Origin of the sequence: Synechococcus sp. FACHB-909 (assembly GCF_014698945.1) — a bacterium.
Taxonomy (GTDB): Bacteria; Cyanobacteriota; Cyanobacteriia; order PCC-6307; family Cyanobiaceae; genus Cyanobium.
In genome coordinates this window covers 127,807-147,096 of the sequence record NZ_JACJTY010000003.1, presented here as the reverse complement: position 1 = coordinate 147,096, position 19,290 = coordinate 127,807, and the positions used below count along the sequence as shown (strand labels likewise).

Sequence of the window (19,290 nt, the reverse complement as noted above, 5' to 3'; positions counted from 1 at the left end):
GGTCAGGCCGCCGGCGCCGAGAACGCCTGGTGGCCAGGAAACAGGTTGGCCAGGTAGCAGCGGGTCACCCCGCGGTTGCGGATCCCGTTCTGCACCAGAAAGCCCGCCAGGGCGGCCTGGAACAGCCGGTACTGGTCCCAGTTGGGGTGCTCCTCGATGAACTCGCGCATGGCCGCCAGCAGGGGCGCGGGCACATCCGCCCGCAGGCTCACCAGAGACTCGGCCCCGTCCAGCGGCAGTGTTCTCGGGCGGGACATTGCGAATTCCTGGCTGGGCGTGAGCCAGTTCTCCACACCCAGGGGGCCGCGTCAAACGCCGCCGCCGGCGGCCATCCGTCCCCCGTCCCAGCCTGAGACACCAGCCACAGCAGGGGCTTGCGAATGTCCCCGTGGCCACTCCCGCTTCTCAGGAACGCTCGCCTTTCCCTGTCAAGCGGCAGCGGCGACACGGGCCGCTTCTCCCCATCCGGGGCCCGAGGCCAGCGGCGATCGCCACCGGCCTGGGGAGAAACGGTGCAAAACCGGGGGGCCGGCTGCGGAATCCGCCAACGATCACCAATCCTGATCCCCGCCGCCTTGCTCAGCGGGTCTCAGGCGCTCCAGCGCGGCGCTGAACGCCTCACTGGCGGCGGCGCTCCAGCCCCCCTCGATGCCCCGCAGTCCCGGGGCGGGGGTGAGCACCAGCTGCAGCGTCCAGTGCTGCCGGTCACCCTCCAGGCCCAGCCACAGGGATCCGGCGTCGCCTCCTTCGGGCTCTCCGATCGGCAGCTCCACCTCCATGGCCACGGCCTCTTCCGCCATCAGAACGTCGGCCATGGCCCGGTGCTGGGCGGTGAGGCGACCGGCGGCCAGCTGCAGGGCGCCCAGCTCGGCCGCCGTCAGTTCACTGGCCCAGCCGTCCCCGCCGATGAGGGCGATGAAAGGGGCCCGGGCGGGATCCACCACCAGCCGCCAGCCCGGGCCCTCGCAGATCTCCACGGCGGGGTGGTGGCGGGGACCCTCAGCCGGGCAGCAGGTCGGGCTGGTCCTGCTCGTCGCTGAGCTCGATGATGGCCCGCTGGACCGGCTTGATCATCGAGTCGTCGAGCAGGCCGTCGAAATCATCGAAGCGGCGCTGCTTGGCCCGGAAAGCGATGCGAACGGTGGTCAGGTAGCGGTTGCTGGAGTGACGGATCAGGCTCTCCCCGCGCTGGGCCAGTTCCTTGGCGTTGAGTTCGCTGCTCGGCATGCGGGCCTGATCATCAGTCTCAACACCCTAGATCAGCCCATCGGCCCGCCCTTTCCAGCCGCCACCGGCCTAGAAGGGGAGCCATCCGTCGACCCATGCCCGGAACCCTCGCCATCGACCTGGGCAGCAGCACCACCGTGGTGGCCTGGCAGGACCGCCAGGGACCCCCCGGTCTGCTGCCCCTGCCGCCCTACAGCTGCGGCGACCCCTGCGTGGTGCCCAGCCTGCTGTGGCTGGAGGCCCCCGACGCCGAACGCCCCCTGATCGGCCGGCAGGTGCTCGAGGCGGCCCTGGCCGATGGCGACCACCCCGGCCTCTGCCGGGACTTCAAGCGCCACATCGGAGCCCCGGCGACGGGCCCCTCGCCGGGCTGGCTCAGTGCCGAGCGGGCCGGTGCCCTGCTGCTGGAGGGGCTGTGGCGGGCCCTGCCGGCGGAGCTGGTGCCGGAGCGGCTGGTGCTCACCGCCCCGATCGAGACCTACCGGGGCTACCGGGCCTGGCTGGAGCGGGCCAGCCGCGACCTGGCGGTGCCCGAGCTTGCCCTGGTGGACGAGCCCACCGCCGCCGCCATCGGCGCCGGCCTGCCCCCCGGCAGCCGGGTGCTGGTGGTGGACATGGGCGGCGGCACGATCGATCTCTCCCTGGTGGCCCTGGAGGGCGGCGAGGGGCGGGCGGCGCCGATCGCCCAGCTGCTGCGCTTCGCCGGCCGGGACCTGACCCGCAGCGGCCAGAGCCTGCGCTGCGCCCGGGTGATCGGCAAGGCGGGGGTGGCCCTGGGCGGGCGGGACATCGATCGCTGGATCGCGGCCCACCTCTGCCCGGACGGGCCCGCTGACGGCGCCCTGCTGCAGCTCGCCGAACGGATCAAGTGCCAGCTCAGCGAGGCCCCCGAAGCCCGGCAGATCCAGGCGACGGCCGGGTCCTTCCGGGAGCTGACCCTGAGCCGGCCGGCCTTCGAGCGGCTCCTGGAGGAGCGCGGCCTGCCCCAGCTGCTCGACGGTCTGCTGGAGGCGGTCCTGGCGGCCGCCCGCCGGGAGGGGCTGGGGCTGGGCGACATCGACGCCGTGCTGCCGGTGGGTGGCAGCAGCCGGATCCCCCTGATCCGGCGCTGGCTGGAGAGCCGCTGCCCCGGCGTGCCCCTGCGCGGCGAGCGGCCAGTGGAGGCCGTGGCCCTGGGGGCCCTGGCCCTGACCCCCGGCGTCCAGGTCCGGGACGTGCTGGCCCGTGGCGTCTCCCTGCGCTGCTGGGACCGGCGCAGCGGGGCCCACCGCTGGCATCCCCTGTTCGTGGCCGGCCAGAGCTGGCCGACGGAGCAGCCCCTGGAGCTGGTGCTGGCCTGCAGCCAGGACGGCCAGGAGGAGCTGGAACTGGTGCTGGGGGAGCCCCTGCCGGAGGAGCGGGCCGAGGTGGTCTTCGAGGCGGGGCTGCCGGTGCTGCGCGAGCGGCCGGCGGGGGCGGCCCCGGTGCGGCCCTGGTCCCCGTCGCCGCTGACCATCCCCCTGGCCTCCCCCGGTCAGCGCGGCGTCGACCGGCTGCGGCTGCGTTTTTCCATCGACGCCCAGGCCCGGCTCCTGGTGGCATGGGACGACCTTGAGGCCCTCGCCGAGGGCGGCCGCAGGGAGCCGCTGCCCCTGGGCCCGGTGCGCTGAGCGCCAGGGGAACCGCTGCGCTGGGCGCCACCGGGCCTGGCCGATCGCCGCCGTCGGCGGTGGACGCCGACCAGGCTGCCCCCGCGACCAGGCGCCGGTGGCCGCCGTTGCATACAACGGTGGAGAACCGTGCTCTCTCTCCCCCCTTGGCCCTCCGCCGGCACAGACTCCCGCGCTTCTGGCTGGCCATCACCCTGGGTTCGGTCGCCGCCGCCGTCGGCCTGGGTTACTGGTGGGAGCGCCAGCTGCCCGTGCGCCTGGAGCAGGCCTCCGCCACCGGCCGCCTCGACGACTGCCTCCGCTACAGCGAGCAGCTGGCGGCCCTCAGCTGGCTGCCCGGCCGCACCCCCTTCGACCGGGGCCGGTGCCTGCGGGCCAAGGCCGACCAGCTCTGGGGCCAGGAGGACTGGAGCGAGGCCCTGCGGCTGCAGCGCCAGGTGATCAACTCCCGGGCCGGCACCCCCTCCGACCGCGAACGGCTGGCGCGCTGGCAACGCCAGCTGCGCCACCTGGCCAAAACCCGCTTCCAGGACGGCGATCTGCAGGGTGCCCTGGCGGCGCTCGCCCCCCTGGGGGAGGAGCGCAACGACGACGGCAGCGCCATGGGCGACGACCTGCAGGCGATCTGGAACCGCAACCGCTCCCAGCTGGAGCGGGCGACGCTCCTGGTGAAGCAGAAGCGCTGGTGGGAGGCCCTCGACAGCCTCAACCGCATCGACCACCCCTGGTGGCGCCAGCAGAGCGAGCCCCTGAGGCAGGAGGTGAAGAAGGGCCTCGACCAGCTCCAGGGCAAGGACCGGGAGCACGACAGCCACGGTTCCCTGCCCCACACGGTGTCCGGGGAGAAGCTGGATGCCCTGGTGCAGCGCCGCATCAGCGCCGGCATGGACGAATGGCAGGCCTTCCAGGAGGCCTGCAAGGAGCTGGGCGGGCGGGTGGTGGAGGCCGGGCCGGAGAGCGCCTGCCAGCGCTGAGCCCCATGACAGGATGGCCGCGCAGAGCGTCCCGGTGGACATGCAGCCAGGTGATCAGGTCAGGGTGTGCCGCAGTGTGGTCGTCTACAACCACCCCCAGCATCGGGGTGAAGCCTTTGATATGGAAGGTCAGCAGGGGGAGGTGTTCAACGTGCTGAACGACTGGAAGGGACGCCCGATCAGCCCGACCCTGCCCGTGGTGGTCGCCTTCGGCAAGTTCCGGGCCCACTTCCGCGAGGACGAGCTCGCCACCGTCTGAGGCCGAGTCAGTCGCTCAGAAGTCAGTCGCGCAGGAGTCAGTCGCGCAGGAGTCAGTCGCGCAGCAGGTAGACCCCCTCCTCGCCATCGATGGCCTGGAGGCAGAGCTGGATCGTCTCGTGGCGCGCGGTGGGCACCACCCGGCCGCAGAAGTCCGGCTGGATCGGCAGTTCCCGGTGGCCCCGGTCCACCATCACCAGCAGCCCCACCCTCCGCGGCCGTCCCCAGCCCTGCAGGGCCTCGAGGGCGGCGCGCACCGTGCGGCCGGTGAAGATGACGTCATCGACGAGCACCACCTGGCGCCCGTCCACCGGCACCGGCAGCTGGGTGGCTTCCACCAGACGGGTGCCCACCCGCTCCAGGTCGTCGCGGTGGAAGGTGGGGTCGAGGCTGCCGTGGGCGATCGGATGGCCGCAGATCGCCTCCAGCCGACCGGCCAGCACCCGCGCCAGGGCGACACCGCGGGTGGGGATGCCCAGCAGCACCAGGTCCCGGCTGTCGGCCACGGCCTCCAGCACCTGGGAGGCGAGCCGATCGAGGGTGCGTCCCAGATCCTGGGCGGAGAGCAGTTCCAGCCTGTCCGAGGGTCCCGTTCCGGCCTGAGTTCTGGCCACAAAGCGTATGGCGTGTAACCAAAGCCTGACGCATCCGTGCCGGAAGAAGGTGATGTCTGGGGAGGGCTGTAGGTTGGCGTGGCGTTGAAACGTGCAGATTTTCTCGCTGGTGAAAGCAGCTCCCTCCCAGAAGCAGTCCGCCAGCGGCACCGGCGAACGCGTCTCCTGCGAGACGGCTGCTCCCGTCGCCCCCATGGTTCTGGCGATCCTCGATGGCTGGGGATACAGCCCGGAGACCGACCACAACGCCGTGCGGAAGGCCGACACACCGGTGATGGACGCGCTGTGGCACGCCTATCCCCACACCCTGATCGAAGCCAGCGGCGCCGCCGTGGGCCTGCCCGATCACCAGATGGGCAATTCCGAGGTGGGGCACCTCACCATCGGCTCCGGCCGGATCATCCGCCAGGAGCTGGTGCGGATCGGCCAGGCGGTGCGCAGCGGCTCGATCGCCGGCAACCAGGCCCTCAACGATCTGGGTGACACCCTGCTGGCCAGCGGCCGCCCCTTGCACCTGATCGGACTCTGCTCCGACGGCGGCGTCCACAGCCATGTCGAGCACCTCGGCGGCCTGCTGCGCTGGGCGGCCGGCCGCGGCCTCACCGACGTCCTGATCCACGTCGTCACCGATGGCCGCGACTCGGCTCCCCATGGGGGCCCGGGTTACCTGGCCCGCATCCAGGAGATGGTCGTCGAGGCCGGCGTCGGCCGCATCGCCACCCTCTGCGGTCGCTACTGGGCCATGGACCGCGACCAGCGCTGGGAGCGCACCCAGAAGGCCTACCGCCTGCTGACCGAGCCGTCCGAGATCTGCCCCTTCACGCCGGAGGAGGTGCTGCAGGGCTCCTATGCCGCCGGCATCACCGATGAATTCCTCGAGCCGGTGCGCCTCAGCGAGGGGCTGGTGGAGAGCGGCGATGGGCTGGTCTGCTTCAATTTCCGCCCCGACCGGGTGCGCCAGATCATCCGTGCCCTGGTCCTGCCGGAGTTCGATGGCTTCCCGCGGGAGTGGCTGGGCCCCCTCCATGTGGTCACCTTCACCCAGTACGAGCAGGGACTGCCCGTGCGGGTGGCCTTCCCGCCCGAATCCCTCGATGGCCTTCTGGGCCAGGTGGTCTCCGAGCACGGCCTGCGCCAGTTCCGCACCGCCGAAACCGAGAAGTACCCGCACGTCACGTACTTCATGAATGGCGGCATCGAGCAGGCCTTCCCCGGCGAAGACCGCCATCTGGTGCCCTCCCCCCGTGTCGCCACCTACGACCAGGCGCCGGCGATGTCGGCGGAGAAGCTCACCGACAGCTGCATCGCCGCCATCGGCAAGGGGATCTACTCCCTGGTGGTGATCAACTACGCCAACCCCGACATGGTGGGCCACACCGGCCAGATGGAGGCCGCCACCGAAGCCATCGCCATGGTCGACCGCTGCGTGGGCCGGCTGGTGGAGGCCACCACCCGCATGGGCGGCAGCATGCTGATCACCGCCGACCACGGCAATGCCGAGGTGATGCAGGGCCCCGATGGCCTCCCCTGGACCGCCCACACCACCAACCCGGTGCCGGTGATCCTGGTGGAGGGCGAGAAACGCAAGCTGCCGGGCCATGGCAACGACGTCACCCTGCGGGAACACGGCGGCCTGGCCGACATCGCCCCGACCCTGCTGGAGATCCTGGGTCTGCCGAAGCCCGCCCGCATGACCGGCACCTCCCTGGTGGTGCCCGCCTCGGTGCCCGCCGCCCGCATCCCCCAGACCCTCGGCGCCTGAAGCTCCGGCCTGCGGCGGCTAGGCTGGCGCGATGGTCAAGAACCAGGCCTGATGGTCAAGAACATCGTCTCCTCGCTCTGGATGCTCAGCGGTGCGCTGCTGATCGTGAGCGTGCTGCTCCACAGCCCCAAGGGGGATGGCATGGGGGGCCTGGCCTCCAGCGGCGGCTCGATGTTCAGCAGCGCCCGCAGCGCCGAGAACACCCTCAACCGCATCACCTGGACCCTGCTCTCCCTGTTCCTGGGGCTGGCCGTGGTGCTGAGCGCCGGCTGGCTGGGCTGAACCCGATGGACCGCCGCAACTTCCTCTCCAGCCTGCTGGCCCGGCTGGGGGCGCCCCTGGCGGGGCTGCTGCCCTTCCTGCCGGCCGGCCGGGCCCTGGCGGCCGCCAAGGCCACCGACCCGGCCTGGCAGCTGAGCCCGGCCGAGTGGAAGAAGCGCCTCACTCCGGCGGCCTATGCCGTGCTGCGCGATGAGGGCACCGAGCGTCCCTTCAGCAGCCCGCTCAACAAGGAGAAGCGCAGCGGTACGTACGTGTGTGCCGGCTGCCGCCTGCCCCTCTTCAGTTCCAAGGCCAAGTTCGACTCGGGCACGGGCTGGCCCAGCTTCTGGCAACCCCTGCCCAACGCGGTGGCGACCAAAACCGACTTCAAGCTGATCCTGCCGCGCACCGAATACCACTGCCGCCGCTGCGGCGGCCACCAGGGCCATGTCTTCGACGACGGCCCCAAACCCACCGGCAAGCGCTACTGCAACAACGGCGTGGCCCTGGCCTTCGTGCCGGGGGGCTGAGGCTCAGGCGAAACGGGTCGGTCACTCCGCCCCCACCAGGGCGGCCTCCCTGAGGCTGACTGCGGCTACGGTCGGCGGCGGCAGCAGGGGATCGTGACCCAGCTGGGCTCCGATGCGCTCGCGGGCCAGGAGGCGGTACTCCCAGAAGTGCTCTCCGGCGGCGCACAGGCTGAGGTAAAGCGCCAGCAGCCTGGGTTTTTGCCGCCCCATGTCCAGCAGCTGGCGCCAGAACTGGTTGCGGATGTCTGCCCGACGCACCCCCTGGCTCCAGACCAGCCGCACCATCAGCCGGATGGCTTTGGCGAGGGGGTAGTTGATCTGCTGGGAGCAGTGGGGATTGGGGGTGATGGCGAGGCAGTGGCGCAGGCAGCGCTCCAGATAGGTGGCGGGCTCGTACATCCGCCAGAGGGCCTGCACGTACTCGCGGCCGATCTCCTCCGACGGCCGGGTGGGCACGAAGTTCATCAGGGTGTTCTGGTCGCCACACCAGCCATCGGCATTCGTCAGCAACCTCCCCTCCTGCTCCAGCCGTGTCCACAGGGCCGTGTTCGGAAGCGCCTGAAGAATGCCCAGCATCGGCTGGGGGATGGCCGTTTCGGCGACGAACGCCTCGATGCGCTCGCCTGCCCCCGATCGTTCCCCATCGAAGCCGAGGATGAAACCGGCGTAGATGACCAGTCCCGCCGCGTTGATCGTCCGGCAGGCCTCCACGAGTGGATGGCGGGTGTTCTGCTGCTTGCGGGTGACTGCGAGACTGTCCTGATCGGGTGTCTCGATGCCCAGGAAGACCCCGAAAAAGCCGGCCTGGGCCATGAGCTCGAGAAGCTCGGGCTGCTCGGCCAGATTCACTGAGGCTTCGGTAAAGAAGTTGAAGGGGTAGCGATGCTCCCGCATCCAGGGAATAAGGCTGCGGAGCAGACGTTTGACGTTGTGCTGATTGCCGATGAAGTTGTCGTCCACCATGAAGATGGAGCCCCGCCAGCCCAGGTCGCAGAGGGTCTGCAGTTCCGCCAGGAGCTGGTGGTTCTCCTTGGTCCGGGGCTTGCGCCCGTAGAGGTTGATGATGTCGCAGAACTCGCAGTTGAAGGGGCAACCGCGTGAGAACTGCACCGCCATCATCAGGTAGGCCTCACGCTGCAGAAGGTCGTAGCGGGGTACGGGGCTGAGGCTCACATCGGGCTTCTCTGCGGCCCGGAATACACCATCCGGCTCCCCTCGTTCCAGGGCCGCCAGGAAGGCGGGAACGGTGATCTCGCCCTCATCCAGGATCAGATAGTCGGCACCTGATTGGAGCGCATGCTCCGGCAGGGAGGTGGGATAGGGGCCACCGACCGCCACCTTCTTCCCCATCCCCACCGCCTTGCGGATCAGATGGTGAAAGTCCTCGCGCTGCACCATCATCGCCGAGACGATCACGAGGTCGCACCAGTGCCAGTCGGCCTCCGGCTCCTCGGCCACGTTCCTGTCGTGGAAGCGGAGGTTCCAATCCGGCGGCAGCAGGGAGGCCACCGTAAGGATGCCCAACGGCGGGATGAAGGCCTTCACCCCGGCCATCTCCAGGAACCGGTCGAACGACCAGAAGGTTTTCGGGAAGTGGGGATAGAGCAGGAGGGCGTTCATCACATCTGCAGCACGATGGCAATGGCCCGGCCGCGGGTGCCGGTCCGATCCTTCCTATCGAACGTAGGCAGCCGGAGAAGAATCACGCTGCCGCCACACATTTCTTGCGTCCGCTCACCGGCCGGTCGCTGGAGCGGAAGCGGCGATTTCTGGCCGTCCTGGCTGATTCAAATCTGCGCCGTGATTGCAGCCGTTCTACGGCGGATTCCCGGCACTCCGGTCGCGCTCATCATCGTTGGGACGGCCACGACGCCAAAACACGACGCCAAAAAAAAAAGCGCCCCCGCAGGGGCGCTTGGTGCTGAAGGCGAAGGATCGGAGATCCGACGCTGATCGCAGAGGCGATCAGTAGTCGAAGTCGCCGCCCATGCCGCCACCGCCACCGGCGGGAGCAGCTTCCTTCTTCTCGGGCATGTCGGCCACGATGCACTCGGTGGTGAGCACCATGCCGGCGATCGAGGCGGCGTTCTGCAGGCCGGAGCGGGTCACCTTGGCGGGATCGACGATGCCGGCGGCCAGCATGTCGACGTACTCGCCGGTGGCGGCGTTGTAACCCTCGTTGAAGGGCTTGTTGCGCACGTGCTCGGCGACGACGGCGCCGTTGACGCCGGCGTTCTCAGCGATCCGCTTGAGCGGGGCGGTGAGGGAGGAGGCCACGATGGTGGCGCCGATCAGCTCCTCGCCGGAGAGATTGGCGGCCGCCCACTCCTCGAGGGCCGGGGCCAGGTGGGCCAGGGTGGTGCCACCGCCGGGGACGATGCCTTCCTCAACGGCCGCCTTGGTGGCGTTGATGGCATCTTCCAGGCGCAGCTTCTTGTCCTTCATCTCGGTTTCGGTGGCAGCGCCCACCTTGACCACGGCCACACCGCCGCTCAGCTTGGCCAGACGCTCCTGCAGCTTCTCCTTGTCATAGGAGGAGTCGGTTTCGTCCATCTGCTTGCGGATCTGCTCGCAGCGGGCCTTGACCGCCGCCTCGTTGCCTTCGGCGACGATGGTGGTGGTGTCCTTGTTGATGGTGATGCGGCGGGCGGTGCCCAGCATCTCCAGCTTGGTGTTCTCCAGCTTGAGGCCGGCGTCCTCGGTGATCAGCTGACCGTTGGTGAGAACGGCGATGTCCTCGAGCATGGCCTTGCGGCGGTCACCGAAGCCGGGAGCCTTGACGGCGGCGACGTTCAGGACGCCACGCAGACGGTTCACCACCAGGGTGGCGAGGGCTTCCTTCTCGATGTCCTCGGCGATGATCAGCAGGGGCTTGCCGGTGCGGGCGATCTGCTCGAGCACGGGCACCAGGTCCTGCACCAGGCCGATCTTCTTGTCGGTGAGCAGGATGTAGGGCTCGTCGAGCACCGCTTCCATCCGCTCGGTGTCGGTGGCGAAGTAGGGCGAGATGTAGCCCTTGTCGAAGCGCATGCCTTCGGTGACCTCCAGTTCGGTGGTCATCGACTTGCCTTCCTCGAGGGAGATGACACCCTCCTTGCCCACCTTGTCCATGGCGTCCGCGATCATGCGGCCCACCTCTTCGTCGTTGCCGGCGGAGATGGTGCCCACCTGGGCGATGGCGTTGGAGTCGGAGATCGGCTTGGCGTGCTCCTCGATCTTGCCGACGAGGAACTCGGTGGCCTTGTCGATGCCCTTCTTGAGGGTGATGGCGTTGGCGCCGGCGGCCACGTTGCGCAGGCCCGCCTTGACCATGGCGTGGGCCAGGACGGTGGCGGTGGTGGTGCCGTCACCAGCGGCGTCGTTGGTCTTGGAGGCGGCCTGACGGATCAGGGCCACACCGGTGTTCTCGATGTGATCCTCCAGCTCGATCTCCTTGGCGATCGTCACGCCGTCGTTGATGATCTGGGGAGCACCGAATTTCTTCTCCAGCACCACGTTGCGGCCCTTGGGGCCGAGGGTGACGGCAACGGCTTCGGCTAGGATGTCGATGCCCCGTTCGAGCGCCCGGCGGGCTTGCTCGTTATAGATAATGCGTTTGGCCATGGAAGAAAAAAGATTGCTTGGTTGAAGGGGATGCCGACGGGAGTGCCGTCAGATCAGTTGACGACGGCCAGGATGTCCTTCTCGGACAGGAGCACGTACTCGTCGGTGCCGAGCTTGATGTCGGTGCCGGCATACTTGCTGTAGAGCACCTTGTCGCCGACGCCCACTTCAGGGGCCTGGCGGGAGCCGTCGTCGTTGCGCTTGCCGGGACCGATCTGGACCACTTCGCCCACCTGGGGCTTTTCCTTGGCGGTGTCGGGCAGAAGGATGCCACCGGCGGTTTTCTCCTCCGATTCGGACACCTTGATGAAGACGCGATCTCCGAGGGGTTTGACCGTGGAGACGCTGAGAGAAACGGCAGCCATGAATTGACGCGATGGATGGACGCGAAGGCAGCGACGGAAGACGACCGGGGCCGGCGCGTCGCTGGGACGGGGCGAGTTAGCACTCGCGCCCTTCGACTGCCAACCTAGGTGGCGCCTTCGCTGCGACGCCATCCCCGGGCTGTGCGGGTGACCGAACCCCAGGCCGCCAGGCACCCTGCAGTGGTAAGGTTGCGCGGCTTCAGACGGGTGGTTGGATCCCGCTGGCACCCCTCCTTCCCTCCTTACCTATGGCTGCTGCCGCTCCCGCCGTCCCTGGTACCAAAGGCACCGTGCGCCAGGTGATCGGCCCGGTCCTCGACGTTGAATTCCCTGCGGGCAAGTTGCCCAAGATCTTCAACGCCCTTCGGATCGAAGGCAAGAATTCGGCCGGCCAGCAGGTGGCCCTCACCGCCGAAGTGCAGCAGCTGCTGGGCGACCACCGGGTCCGCGCCGTGGCCATGAGCAGCACCGACGGCCTGGTGCGCGGCATGAGCGCCCTTGACACCGGCGCCCCCATCTCCGTCCCCGTGGGTGAGGCCACCCTGGGCCGCATCTTCAACGTGCTGGGTGAGCCCGTTGACGAACAGGGTCCGGTCTCCACGACCATGACCGCCCCGATCCACCGCCAGGCTCCCAAGCTCACCGAGCTCGAGACCAAGCCCCGCGTCTTCGAGACCGGCATCAAGGTGATCGACCTTCTGGCCCCCTACCGCCAGGGCGGCAAGGTGGGTCTGTTCGGTGGCGCCGGCGTCGGCAAGACCGTGCTGATCCAGGAGCTGATCAACAACATCGCCAAGGAGCACGGCGGCGTGTCCGTGTTCGGCGGCGTGGGTGAGCGCACCCGCGAGGGCAACGACCTCTACGAGGAGTTCAAGGAGTCGGGCGTGATCAACGCCGGCGACCTCTCCAAGTCGAAGGTGGCGCTCTGCTACGGCCAGATGAACGAGCCCCCCGGCGCCCGCATGCGGGTGGGCCTGTCGGCGCTCACCATGGCCGAGCACTTCCGTGACGTGAACAAGCAGGACGTGCTGCTGTTCATCGACAACATCTTCCGTTTCGTCCAGGCCGGTTCCGAAGTGAGCGCCCTGCTGGGCCGCATGCCTTCGGCCGTGGGCTACCAGCCCACCCTCGGCACCGACGTGGGTGAGCTGCAGGAGCGCATCACCTCCACCCTGGAGGGTTCGATCACCTCGATCCAGGCCGTCTACGTCCCCGCCGACGACCTCACCGACCCGGCGCCCGCCACCACCTTCGCCCACCTCGACGCCACCACCGTGCTGAGCCGCGGTCTGGCCTCCAAGGGCATCTACCCGGCGGTGGATCCCCTCGATTCCACCAGCACCATGCTCCAGCCCGCCGTCGTGGGCGACGAGCACTACCGCACCGCCCGGGCCGTCCAGTCCACCCTGCAGCGCTACAAGGAACTGCAGGACATCATCGCGATTCTGGGTCTGGACGAACTCTCCGAGGACGACCGCCGCACGGTGGATCGGGCCCGCAAGATCGAGAAGTTCCTCTCCCAGCCGTTCTTCGTGGCCGAGATCTTCACCGGCCAGTCCGGTGAATACGTGAAGCTCGAGGACACCATCAAGGGCTTCAACATGATCCTCGCCGGCGAACTCGACGATCTGCCGGAAGCCGCCTTCTACCTGGTGGGCAACATCGACCAGGTGAGGGCGAAGGCCGCCAAGATCCTCGCCGCAGCCAAGTCCTGATCCGGGAAACCCCATGACCCTCACCCTGCGCGTCCTCGCCCCCGATCAGAGCGTCTTCGACGGCACCGCCGACGAAGTGATCCTGCCCGGCACCACCGGCCAGCTCGGCATCCTCACCGGCCACGTCTCCATGCTCACCGCCCTCGACAGCGGCGTGCTGCGGGTGCGGGAAGGGGCCAACTGGCAGTCGATCGCCCTGATGGGGGGCTTCGCCGAGGTGGTGGCCAATGAGGTCACCGTGCTCGTCAACGGTGCCGAGCTGGGCAGCAGCATCAACGCCGCCGCCGCCCAGAGCGATTTCGAAGCGGCTCAGCAGGCCGCGGCAGCCCTGGAAGGCTCCGACCCCAGCCCCGAGAAGGTGAAGGCCCAGCAGGCCCTCGCCCGTGCCCGCGCCCGTCTCCAGGCCAGCACGGGCGCCTGATCGCGCCCCTGCGGACCGGGACGCCGCGGCCATGGGCAAGGGTCGGGAGCTGGGTCTGCAGCTGCGGGAGTGGATCGCCACCGGTTCCGTCAGCCTGGACAACCCCCAGGCCCTCGCCAACCGCCTGATCGACGCCCTCGGAGCGGAGGAGACTCTGCGCGGGCCCGTCCGGGACCTGGCCACCCAGCCCCTGCTGCAGCGGGTGTTGCAGCTCCAGGGAGGGCCCCAGCGCAGCGCCATCGCCGCCCTCAGCAGCCATCTGGCCGGGATCTATGCCCCGGCTGTGCTGGCCGAACTGCTCGACCTGCTCGAGGCCAGCTCCGGTGTGGCCTCCTCCAGGCCCGGCTCCGATTCGCTGGCTTCCGGCTCCCCTGTCGCTGCCCCGACCACACCGCTGGGCTGGCTGGAGATCCTGCGGCCCCTCGGCCCGGGCCTGGCCCTGGCCGCCGCCTCGGCCCCGGTGCTGTTCTGGGCCGGCGGGGAGCTGGAGACGTGGTTCTTCGATCCCTGGGGCTGGAGCAGCGGCCTCGTGCTGGTGCTCGCCCTGGCCCTGCTCCAGGCCCTGGCCCTCGGCCCCCTGAAGCCCCTGCGTCGCCGCTGGCCCCTGACCCTCGAGGCCAGCGCTGATCCCCACCGCGCCTGGTGCTGGATCACCGCCCCCTGGATCCATGCCGCCAACGGCGAGGCCCTGCTCAACCTGGGGATCCTGGTGATCGTGCTGGGCCGTTCGCCGCTGCCCCTCTCCTCCCTGCTGCTGCGCTACGCGCTCGTCGCCCTGGCCACCACGGCGCCGGCGGTGCTGGTGGCCCGCCGGGCCCGGGTGCTGCGGCAGTGGGACGGCGCCTCCGGCCCCATCGCAGGCCTGATCGCCCTGGCCTGCACCCTCAGCCTCCTGCACTGGAAGGTCCACCCCTTCCCGGTCGGTGAGGTCGACTTCCCGGCCTGGGTGCTGCTGGTGGTGTACGGGGCACTGCAGCTGGGCTGGCAGCTGCCCCGCCGGGATCCCCAGGACACCAGCACCCCCCTGGCCCGGCTCCTCAGCAGCCCCTGGTGCTGGGGCACCGTGGCCGGCGTCGCCTGGGCCCTGGTGACCCGCGCCCAGGAACTGGGCAGGAGCCTGGGCTGGCTGGGCTGAGCGTCGGGTCCGTGCCCCCTCAGCCCGCCAGGGCCCGCATGTACCGCCCCCAGAGCTCGGCCACCAGGGCGCCGGAGGCGGCCTCGGCGGGGTGGTTGTCGTCGTTGCCCATCCAGATGCCGGTGAGGATGCGGCTGGAGGGGGAGTAGCCCACGAACAGCACATCGACGCCGTTGTCGGTGGTGCCGGTCTTGCCGCGGGCATCGGCCACCACCCCGGCGGCGCGGCCGGTGCCGCCGCTCACCACCCCCCGCAGCAGGGCATCCATCTCGGCGGCCACCGCCGGTTCGATCAGCTGCTGGGGCCGCTCGCCGATCGGTGTGGTGACGCCGGCGGCCGGACAGGTGGCCAGGGAGCGCACCGAGCCGCAGATGCCCAGGTCGTAGATGCGCGTCACGCCGTGCAGGGGCACCGAGCGGCCGCCGTTGGCCACCACGGCATAGGCCCGGGCCAGCTCGTAGAGGAAGGTCTCCTTGCCACCCAGCACCATCGAGAAGCTCTCCTCCATCGGCGTGCTGATGCCGAGCTGGCGGGCCTTGGCCACCACCTTGTTCAGGCCGGCCTGCTGGGCCAGCCGCAGGGCCACCACGTTCTCGGAGCTGGCGAAGCCCGCCGCCACGCTGGTGCTGCCACCCCCGCCCCGGCAGCCGGCCACATACGAGAGGGGGGCGCAGGAGACGGCATCGCCGGGCTTCGCCCCCGCCTCCAGGGCCGCCAGGAAGGCGAACAGCTTGAAGGTGGATCCGGGCTGACGCAGGGCCTGCACCCGGTCAAAGCTCGAGCGGCTGTAATCGCCGCCGCCGACGTAGGCCAGGATCGCGCCGGTAGCGTAGTCGATCGAGATCATCGCGCCCTGGGTGAGGCCGGCCCGGCCCCCCGGCCCCTCGAGGAACGCCTTCAGCTCTTTCTGGGCGATGGCCTGCAGGCGCGGATCGATGCTGCTGATCACCGCGTAGTTGCCCCGGGCCTCCGCACTGCTGAGGTCGAGGGCGAAGCGGCGCCCTTCCAGCTCACCGATCACGTAGTCGCTGAAGAAGGGGTAGCTGGAATAGGTGGATTCGCGGCAGGCGGAGGGGTCGATGTTCAGCGGCCGGCGGCGGGCGTCGATCAGCGCCTGGTCGGAGAGATAGCCCTCGGCGTGCATCCGGCCCAGCACCAGGTCGCGCCGCTCCCGGCCCCAGGTGGGGTTCTCCCGGTTGCAGGGGCTGTAGCTGTTGGGGCTGGGCAGCAGGCCCACCAGGAACGCCGACTCCGCCACGTCCAGGGCGCTGGCCGACTTGCGGAAGTAGAGCTGGGCCGCCTGCTCGAAGCCCTCCGCCCCCAGGCCCAGGTAGGCCCGGTCGAGGTACATCTTGAGGATGCGGTTCTTGCTGAAGCCCGCCTCCAGCTGCCAGGCCACCCACAGCTCCCGCAGCTTGCGGGCCACCGACACGTCGGTGCCCACGGCCGGGTAGACCATGCGGGCCACCTGCTGGGTGAGGCCGCTGCCGCCGCCGGTGCCCTGCACCAGGGAGCGCAGGGTGCCGAACAGGTCGATGCCACTGTTCCAGCCGAAGCGCGAATCCTCCGAGGCGATCAGGGCCTGGCGCAGGTGCAGGGGGTAGTCGGCCAGGGTCGGCAGGGCCGTCGAGGAGCCCTCGGCCGCATCGATCTGGCGGCCGTCGGTGGAGAACACCTTCACCGGTCCGCTCACCGAGCGGATCGAGGAGCCGCCGGCGACGGTGGTGGCCAGCAGCAGGCCCCCCAGGGCCACGCCCGAGCCCACCAGGGCACCGATGGCGCCCCAGTGCACCAGTTGCCCCAGGGGGCTGCGGGGATGGCGGTACACCAGGGTCGGCGCCTCCCCCTTGAGCGGGGAACCGAGTTGGAGCCGGTCCCCGTCCCGCAGGCGGAGGGAGCGGATGCGGCGATCGCGGTGGAACAGGCCGTTGGCGGAGCCGAAGTCCTCGGCCCCATAGTCCCGATCACCGGGCCGTTCCTGCTCCACGATCGCGTGCACCCGGCTGACGCCCGTGGCGTCGGCCTGCAGCTCGCAAAGGGGATCCCGGCCGATCCGGTAGCGGCCCCCCTCCAGCGCCAGCCGCCGGCGGCACTGGCCGCCGATCCAGAGTTCCAGCCAGGCGCCGTGGTGCCTCAGCCCCCCGAGGGCCGCCGTCAGGTCCCGGCGGCGGCCACCCGCCGTTGGGGCGGTCAGGGCCCGCCAGAGGCCTGCCCAGCTGGTGGCTCCGGCCGGCGTGTTTTGGGGTGCGGTGTCCGGTGCGGCGTCAGCAGAGGTGGCAGGTGCGGTGCCGGAGACGGTGCTGGGTGAAGTGCTGTCGCCCGGCGACGCCTGCTCCGTCGTCCCCACCATCGCCGGCCCGTCCGCCTTGCTCCCATACGCTACCCGCAGCGATCGGAGCGGCCTGCCAGGTGGAGCAACGCCGGGATCCATGGGCACCCTTCCGCATCTGGATCGCCCTGACCATCGGGGTGTACGCGGTGCGGGCCAGCTTCGCCGCCACCTGGGTGGGGGCGATCCCTGGCTGGGTGCTGCTGCTGCTGCTGCTGGTGGCCCTGCTGCTGGCCAGCTGGGCGCTGCTGTTCCCCGGGCGGGTCGTCCCCTGGCGGGAGGGGGAACCGGTGGGCTGGTGGGGCCGGTTCCTGGCCGATCGCCGTCTCGGCCGCCGCGGCGGTGCCGTGGACGACCCCTGATGGGCGCCCTTCCCCGCCTGGTGCTGCGTGACGATCCCGGCCGGAGCGTGCCGCTGGATCCCCGCACGCCCCTCTCCATCGGTCGGGATCCGGCCAGCGGCCTCTGCCTGGCCGAGGCCCGGGGCGTCTCCCGCCACCATGCCCTGGTGCGGGTGTCGCGCACCCGGCCGGGCCAGTGGCTGCTTTGCGACCTGGGCAGCGCCAACGGCACCTATCTCGAGGGGGCCCGACTCAAAGACTGCCGCCCCCTCTCCGACGGCGACGAGATCCGCCTGGGCCTGAGCGGGCCGGTGCTCCAGTTCCGCGCCGGCTCCCCCAGCGCCCCCCCTGCAGCCCCTGCCGCCGCTGCCACCCGCGGGCGATCGGCGCCGGTGCCGACGGCGGTGGCCGGACAGCTGGATTTCGCCGGCCGTTCCCTGCCCCTTGATCGGATCCGCTCGGCCTACGTGCGCAGCCGCCGGCGCCATCCCCAGGCCTTCAGCTGGTGGCTGCTGCTCTGCCTGGGCGGGCTGCTGCTGCTCCCCTTCCCCTGGCTGTTCTGGCCGCTGCAGGCGGGGGCGCTGGCGGGCTGGATCGTGCTGGGCTCCCGCTGGGAGCATCTGCTGGAGGTGACGCTCCAGGACGGCCTGGCCTACCGGCACCGCTTCGACAGCCTGGCGACGGCCCTGGCCCACCGCAACGGCATCCGCCGGGCGATGGCGGCGGCGGCGCCGGCAGGGAGGCGGCCATGAACTGGATCCTGCCGGAGGGCGCCAGCCTCGACTTCGAGGGGCTGGCCGCGCCGCTGCGGATCGTCCGCGGCCTCGGGGGCGGCACCCAGGGCCAGGTGTACGAGGTGGAGCTGGAGGAGGAGCGGCTGGCGCTGAAGTGGTACCTGCCGGCCTGCATCGCCCGCGACGTCGGCCTGGAGCGGCGCCTGGCGGCCAGCATCCGGGCCACCGCACCGAATGACGCCTTCCTCTGGCCGATCGCCCTGCTGCGGGCCAGCCCCGCCAGCCGGCCCCTGATCCGCATCCGCGAGGAGAGCTTCGGCTATCTGATGCCCCTGCGGCCCCCCGCCTACGTGGGGGCCAGCGAGCATGCCGCCGGCCGGCTGGCGATCGGCCTGCGCCAGGTGCTGCGGGCCTGCTTCGGCCTGGCCGACGCCTTCCACGCCCTGCACCTGGCGGGCCTCTGTTACAAGGACGTCTCCCTGGGCAACCTCTTCCTGGAGCCCGGCGGCGGCGGCATCCTCATCTGCGACAACGACAACGTCGCGGTGGACGGGGCCGACCACGGCGCCGTGCTGGGCACCCCGGGTTTCATGGCCCCGGAGGTGCTGCTGGGGCAGGCACGGCCCGGGGCCGACAGCGATCTCTTCTCCCTGGCGGTGCTGCTGTTCCGGCTGCTCACCCGCCACGACCCCCTCAAAGGTCAGATGGAGCTGGCGATCCGCTGCCTCGACGAGCCGGCCCGCCGGCGCCTCTGCGGCGAGGACCCGGTGTTCATCTTCGATCCGGTGGATGCCCGCAACAGGCCCGACCCGATCGAGCATGCGGCCGCCCTGATCACCTGGCCCATCTACCCCCGCCCCCTCCAGGCCCTGTTCGAGCAGACCTTCTGCCGCGGTATGAAGCAGCCCTCGCGCCGGGCCCTCACCGGCCAGTGGAAACAGGAGCTGGCCCGCACCCTCGATCAACGCAGCCTCTGCCCCGCCTGCGGCCAGGAGAACTTCCAGGCCGCCGGCGCGCCGGCACTGTGCTGGAGCTGCGGCAGCCCCCTGCCGCAGCCGATCACCCTGGTCCTGCCACGGGGCTCGGTGCTGGCCGCCCCGGACAACGAGCTGCATCCCCACCACTTCGATGCCCTGGTCGGGGAGGATCTGCGCCGGCCGCTCGCCCGGGTGGTGGCCCATCCCCAGGACCCCCGTCGCCTGGGGCTGTGCAATCTCTCGGCCGCCGCCTGGAGCGCCGAGGCCACCGATGGCCGCAGCTGGCCGGTGGGGCCTGGCGAGAGCTGTAGCCTCGCGGCACTCACCCGGATCCTCACCCCGGCGGGTCCGATCGCCGTGCAGCGCCCCATCCCGCCAGCCCCCGCCGCCTGAGA

20 protein-coding genes are annotated in these 19,290 nt (G+C 70.5%); 12 read left to right on the top strand and 8 right to left on the bottom strand.

The window, feature by feature from the left end:
• Positions 1 to 2 precede the first annotated feature (2 nt).
• The 3 genes from H6G99_RS06875 to H6G99_RS06865 form a co-directional block, all read right to left on the bottom strand.
• Positions 3 to 257 (bottom strand): DUF2811 domain-containing protein, encoded by a 255-nt coding sequence (locus tag H6G99_RS06875; RefSeq protein ID WP_094585619.1) that lies wholly within the window; start codon positions 255 to 257, stop codon positions 3 to 5.
• 294 nt (positions 258 to 551) lie between these two features.
• The gene (locus H6G99_RS06870) at positions 552 to 977 is read right to left on the bottom strand and encodes a DUF1818 family protein (RefSeq protein ID WP_094585620.1); all 426 of its coding nucleotides are present in this window, start codon (positions 975 to 977) and stop codon (positions 552 to 554) included.
• A gap of 22 nt (positions 978 to 999) precedes the next feature.
• Positions 1,000 to 1,227: a DNA-directed RNA polymerase subunit omega gene (locus H6G99_RS06865; RefSeq protein WP_015110657.1), complete on the bottom strand. Its 228-nt coding sequence runs from the start codon at positions 1,225 to 1,227 to the stop codon at positions 1,000 to 1,002.
• 95 nt (positions 1,228 to 1,322) lie between these two features.
• Between H6G99_RS06865 and H6G99_RS06860 the strand changes: the two genes are divergently transcribed.
• The 3 genes from H6G99_RS06860 (at position 1,323) to H6G99_RS06850 (ending at position 4,109) form a co-directional block, all read left to right on the top strand.
• Positions 1,323 to 2,876, top strand: coding sequence for an Hsp70 family protein (locus tag H6G99_RS06860; protein WP_190610688.1), 1,554 nt, complete (start codon positions 1,323 to 1,325; stop codon positions 2,874 to 2,876).
• Positions 2,877 to 3,022: 146 nt separating this feature from the next.
• On the top strand, positions 3,023 to 3,850 hold the full coding sequence (locus H6G99_RS06855; protein ID WP_094585622.1) for a hypothetical protein: 828 nt from the start codon (positions 3,023 to 3,025) through the stop codon (positions 3,848 to 3,850).
• Between the two features lie 40 nt (positions 3,851 to 3,890).
• Positions 3,891 to 4,109, top strand: coding sequence for a ferredoxin-thioredoxin reductase variable chain (locus tag H6G99_RS06850; RefSeq protein WP_106220503.1), 219 nt, complete (start codon positions 3,891 to 3,893; stop codon positions 4,107 to 4,109).
• A 52-nt stretch (positions 4,110 to 4,161) separates the two neighbouring features.
• Here the strand turns inward: H6G99_RS06850 and pyrR are convergent, their stop codons facing one another.
• Positions 4,162 to 4,722 (bottom strand): bifunctional pyr operon transcriptional regulator/uracil phosphoribosyltransferase PyrR, encoded by a 561-nt coding sequence (gene pyrR / locus H6G99_RS06845; protein ID WP_094585624.1) that lies wholly within the window; start codon positions 4,720 to 4,722, stop codon positions 4,162 to 4,164.
• A gap of 193 nt (positions 4,723 to 4,915) precedes the next feature.
• Between pyrR and gpmI the strand changes: the two genes are divergently transcribed.
• Genes gpmI through msrB form a run of 3 tightly spaced genes read left to right on the top strand, consistent with a single transcriptional unit; the run spans position 4,916 to position 7,275 of the window.
• Entirely contained in the window at positions 4,916 to 6,484 is a 1,569-nt protein-coding gene (gpmI, locus tag H6G99_RS06840) for a 2,3-bisphosphoglycerate-independent phosphoglycerate mutase (RefSeq protein WP_190610830.1), read from the top strand.
• 51 nt (positions 6,485 to 6,535) lie between these two features.
• The gene (gene secG, locus H6G99_RS06835) at positions 6,536 to 6,766 is read left to right on the top strand and encodes a preprotein translocase subunit SecG (RefSeq protein ID WP_015110663.1); all 231 of its coding nucleotides are present in this window, start codon (positions 6,536 to 6,538) and stop codon (positions 6,764 to 6,766) included.
• A 5-nt stretch (positions 6,767 to 6,771) separates the two neighbouring features.
• Positions 6,772 to 7,275: a peptide-methionine (R)-S-oxide reductase MsrB gene (msrB, locus tag H6G99_RS06830; protein ID WP_190610686.1), complete on the top strand. Its 504-nt coding sequence runs from the start codon at positions 6,772 to 6,774 to the stop codon at positions 7,273 to 7,275.
• 21 nt (positions 7,276 to 7,296) lie between these two features.
• Here the strand turns inward: msrB and H6G99_RS06825 are convergent, their stop codons facing one another.
• The 3 genes from H6G99_RS06825 to groES all read right to left on the bottom strand — a co-directional run bounded on the left by H6G99_RS06825 (position 7,297) and on the right by groES (position 11,243).
• Positions 7,297 to 8,895 (bottom strand): B12-binding domain-containing radical SAM protein, encoded by a 1,599-nt coding sequence (locus tag H6G99_RS06825; protein WP_190610685.1) that lies wholly within the window; start codon positions 8,893 to 8,895, stop codon positions 7,297 to 7,299.
• A gap of 345 nt (positions 8,896 to 9,240) precedes the next feature.
• A complete protein-coding gene (gene groL, locus H6G99_RS06820; protein WP_094585628.1) occupies positions 9,241 to 10,878 on the bottom strand; it encodes a chaperonin GroEL in 1,638 nt (545 codons plus the stop codon).
• Between the two features lie 53 nt (positions 10,879 to 10,931).
• A complete protein-coding gene (gene groES / locus H6G99_RS06815) occupies positions 10,932 to 11,243 on the bottom strand; it encodes a co-chaperone GroES (protein WP_015110667.1) in 312 nt (103 codons plus the stop codon).
• Positions 11,244 to 11,491: 248 nt separating this feature from the next.
• On the opposite strand from groES, the gene atpD reads away from it, so the two are divergent.
• From atpD to H6G99_RS06800, 3 genes are read left to right on the top strand one after another with little or no spacing between them, the layout of a single operon-like run.
• On the top strand, positions 11,492 to 12,958 hold the full coding sequence (atpD, locus tag H6G99_RS06810) for a F0F1 ATP synthase subunit beta (protein WP_094585629.1): 1,467 nt from the start codon (positions 11,492 to 11,494) through the stop codon (positions 12,956 to 12,958).
• Between the two features lie 13 nt (positions 12,959 to 12,971).
• Positions 12,972 to 13,379 (top strand): ATP synthase F1 subunit epsilon, encoded by a 408-nt coding sequence (atpC, locus tag H6G99_RS06805; RefSeq protein ID WP_094585630.1) that lies wholly within the window; start codon positions 12,972 to 12,974, stop codon positions 13,377 to 13,379.
• Between the two features lie 31 nt (positions 13,380 to 13,410).
• On the top strand, positions 13,411 to 14,514 hold the full coding sequence (locus tag H6G99_RS06800) for a rhomboid family intramembrane serine protease (protein WP_190610683.1): 1,104 nt from the start codon (positions 13,411 to 13,413) through the stop codon (positions 14,512 to 14,514).
• 19 nt (positions 14,515 to 14,533) lie between these two features.
• On the opposite strand, the gene H6G99_RS06795 is transcribed toward H6G99_RS06800, so the two are convergent.
• Positions 14,534 to 16,864 carry a transglycosylase domain-containing protein gene (locus H6G99_RS06795; protein ID WP_190610682.1) on the bottom strand — a complete coding sequence of 777 codons (2,331 nt, stop codon included), beginning with the start codon at positions 16,862 to 16,864 and terminating at the stop codon, positions 14,534 to 14,536.
• A 59-nt stretch (positions 16,865 to 16,923) separates the two neighbouring features.
• Here H6G99_RS06795 and H6G99_RS06790 point away from each other — a divergent pair, with 59 nt between their 5' ends.
• From H6G99_RS06790 to H6G99_RS06780, 3 genes are read left to right on the top strand one after another with little or no spacing between them, the layout of a single operon-like run.
• Entirely contained in the window at positions 16,924 to 17,205 is a 282-nt protein-coding gene (locus H6G99_RS06790; RefSeq protein ID WP_094585633.1) for a hypothetical protein, read from the top strand.
• Entirely contained in the window at positions 17,205 to 17,936 is a 732-nt protein-coding gene (locus tag H6G99_RS06785) for an FHA domain-containing protein (RefSeq protein WP_190610680.1), read from the top strand. The genes H6G99_RS06790 and H6G99_RS06785 overlap by 1 nt, the downstream gene beginning before the upstream one ends.
• Positions 17,933 to 19,288: a protein kinase domain-containing protein gene (locus H6G99_RS06780; RefSeq protein ID WP_190610678.1), complete on the top strand. Its 1,356-nt coding sequence runs from the start codon at positions 17,933 to 17,935 to the stop codon at positions 19,286 to 19,288. The genes H6G99_RS06785 and H6G99_RS06780 overlap by 4 nt, the downstream gene beginning before the upstream one ends.
• Positions 19,289 to 19,290 lie beyond the last annotated feature (2 nt).

What these genes read in the sequence shown, in the direction of transcription:
- H6G99_RS06875 (WP_094585619.1), bottom strand. Translation starts at nt 257, where the DNA reads ATGTCCCGCCCGAGAACACTGCCGCTGGACGGGGCCGAGTCTCTGGTG.
- H6G99_RS06865 (WP_015110657.1), bottom strand. Translation starts at nt 1,227, where the DNA reads ATGCCGAGCAGCGAACTCAACGCCAAGGAACTGGCCCAGCGCGGGGAG.
- H6G99_RS06860 (WP_190610688.1), top strand. Translation starts at nt 1,323, where the DNA reads ATGCCCGGAACCCTCGCCATCGACCTGGGCAGCAGCACCACCGTGGTG.
- H6G99_RS06850 (WP_106220503.1), top strand. Translation starts at nt 3,891, where the DNA reads ATGCAGCCAGGTGATCAGGTCAGGGTGTGCCGCAGTGTGGTCGTCTAC.
- gpmI (WP_190610830.1), top strand. Translation starts at nt 4,916, where the DNA reads ATGGTTCTGGCGATCCTCGATGGCTGGGGATACAGCCCGGAGACCGAC.
- secG (WP_015110663.1), top strand. Translation starts at nt 6,536, where the DNA reads ATGGTCAAGAACATCGTCTCCTCGCTCTGGATGCTCAGCGGTGCGCTG.
- msrB (WP_190610686.1), top strand. Translation starts at nt 6,772, where the DNA reads ATGGACCGCCGCAACTTCCTCTCCAGCCTGCTGGCCCGGCTGGGGGCG.
- H6G99_RS06825 (WP_190610685.1), bottom strand. Translation starts at nt 8,895, where the DNA reads ATGAACGCCCTCCTGCTCTATCCCCACTTCCCGAAAACCTTCTGGTCG.
- groL (WP_094585628.1), bottom strand. Translation starts at nt 10,878, where the DNA reads ATGGCCAAACGCATTATCTATAACGAGCAAGCCCGCCGGGCGCTCGAA.
- groES (WP_015110667.1), bottom strand. Translation starts at nt 11,243, where the DNA reads ATGGCTGCCGTTTCTCTCAGCGTCTCCACGGTCAAACCCCTCGGAGAT.
- atpD (WP_094585629.1), top strand. Translation starts at nt 11,492, where the DNA reads ATGGCTGCTGCCGCTCCCGCCGTCCCTGGTACCAAAGGCACCGTGCGC.
- atpC (WP_094585630.1), top strand. Translation starts at nt 12,972, where the DNA reads ATGACCCTCACCCTGCGCGTCCTCGCCCCCGATCAGAGCGTCTTCGAC.
- H6G99_RS06800 (WP_190610683.1), top strand. Translation starts at nt 13,411, where the DNA reads ATGGGCAAGGGTCGGGAGCTGGGTCTGCAGCTGCGGGAGTGGATCGCC.
- H6G99_RS06795 (WP_190610682.1), bottom strand. Translation starts at nt 16,864, where the DNA reads ATGGTGGGGACGACGGAGCAGGCGTCGCCGGGCGACAGCACTTCACCC.
- H6G99_RS06785 (WP_190610680.1), top strand. Translation starts at nt 17,205, where the DNA reads ATGGGCGCCCTTCCCCGCCTGGTGCTGCGTGACGATCCCGGCCGGAGC.
- H6G99_RS06780 (WP_190610678.1), top strand. Translation starts at nt 17,933, where the DNA reads ATGAACTGGATCCTGCCGGAGGGCGCCAGCCTCGACTTCGAGGGGCTG.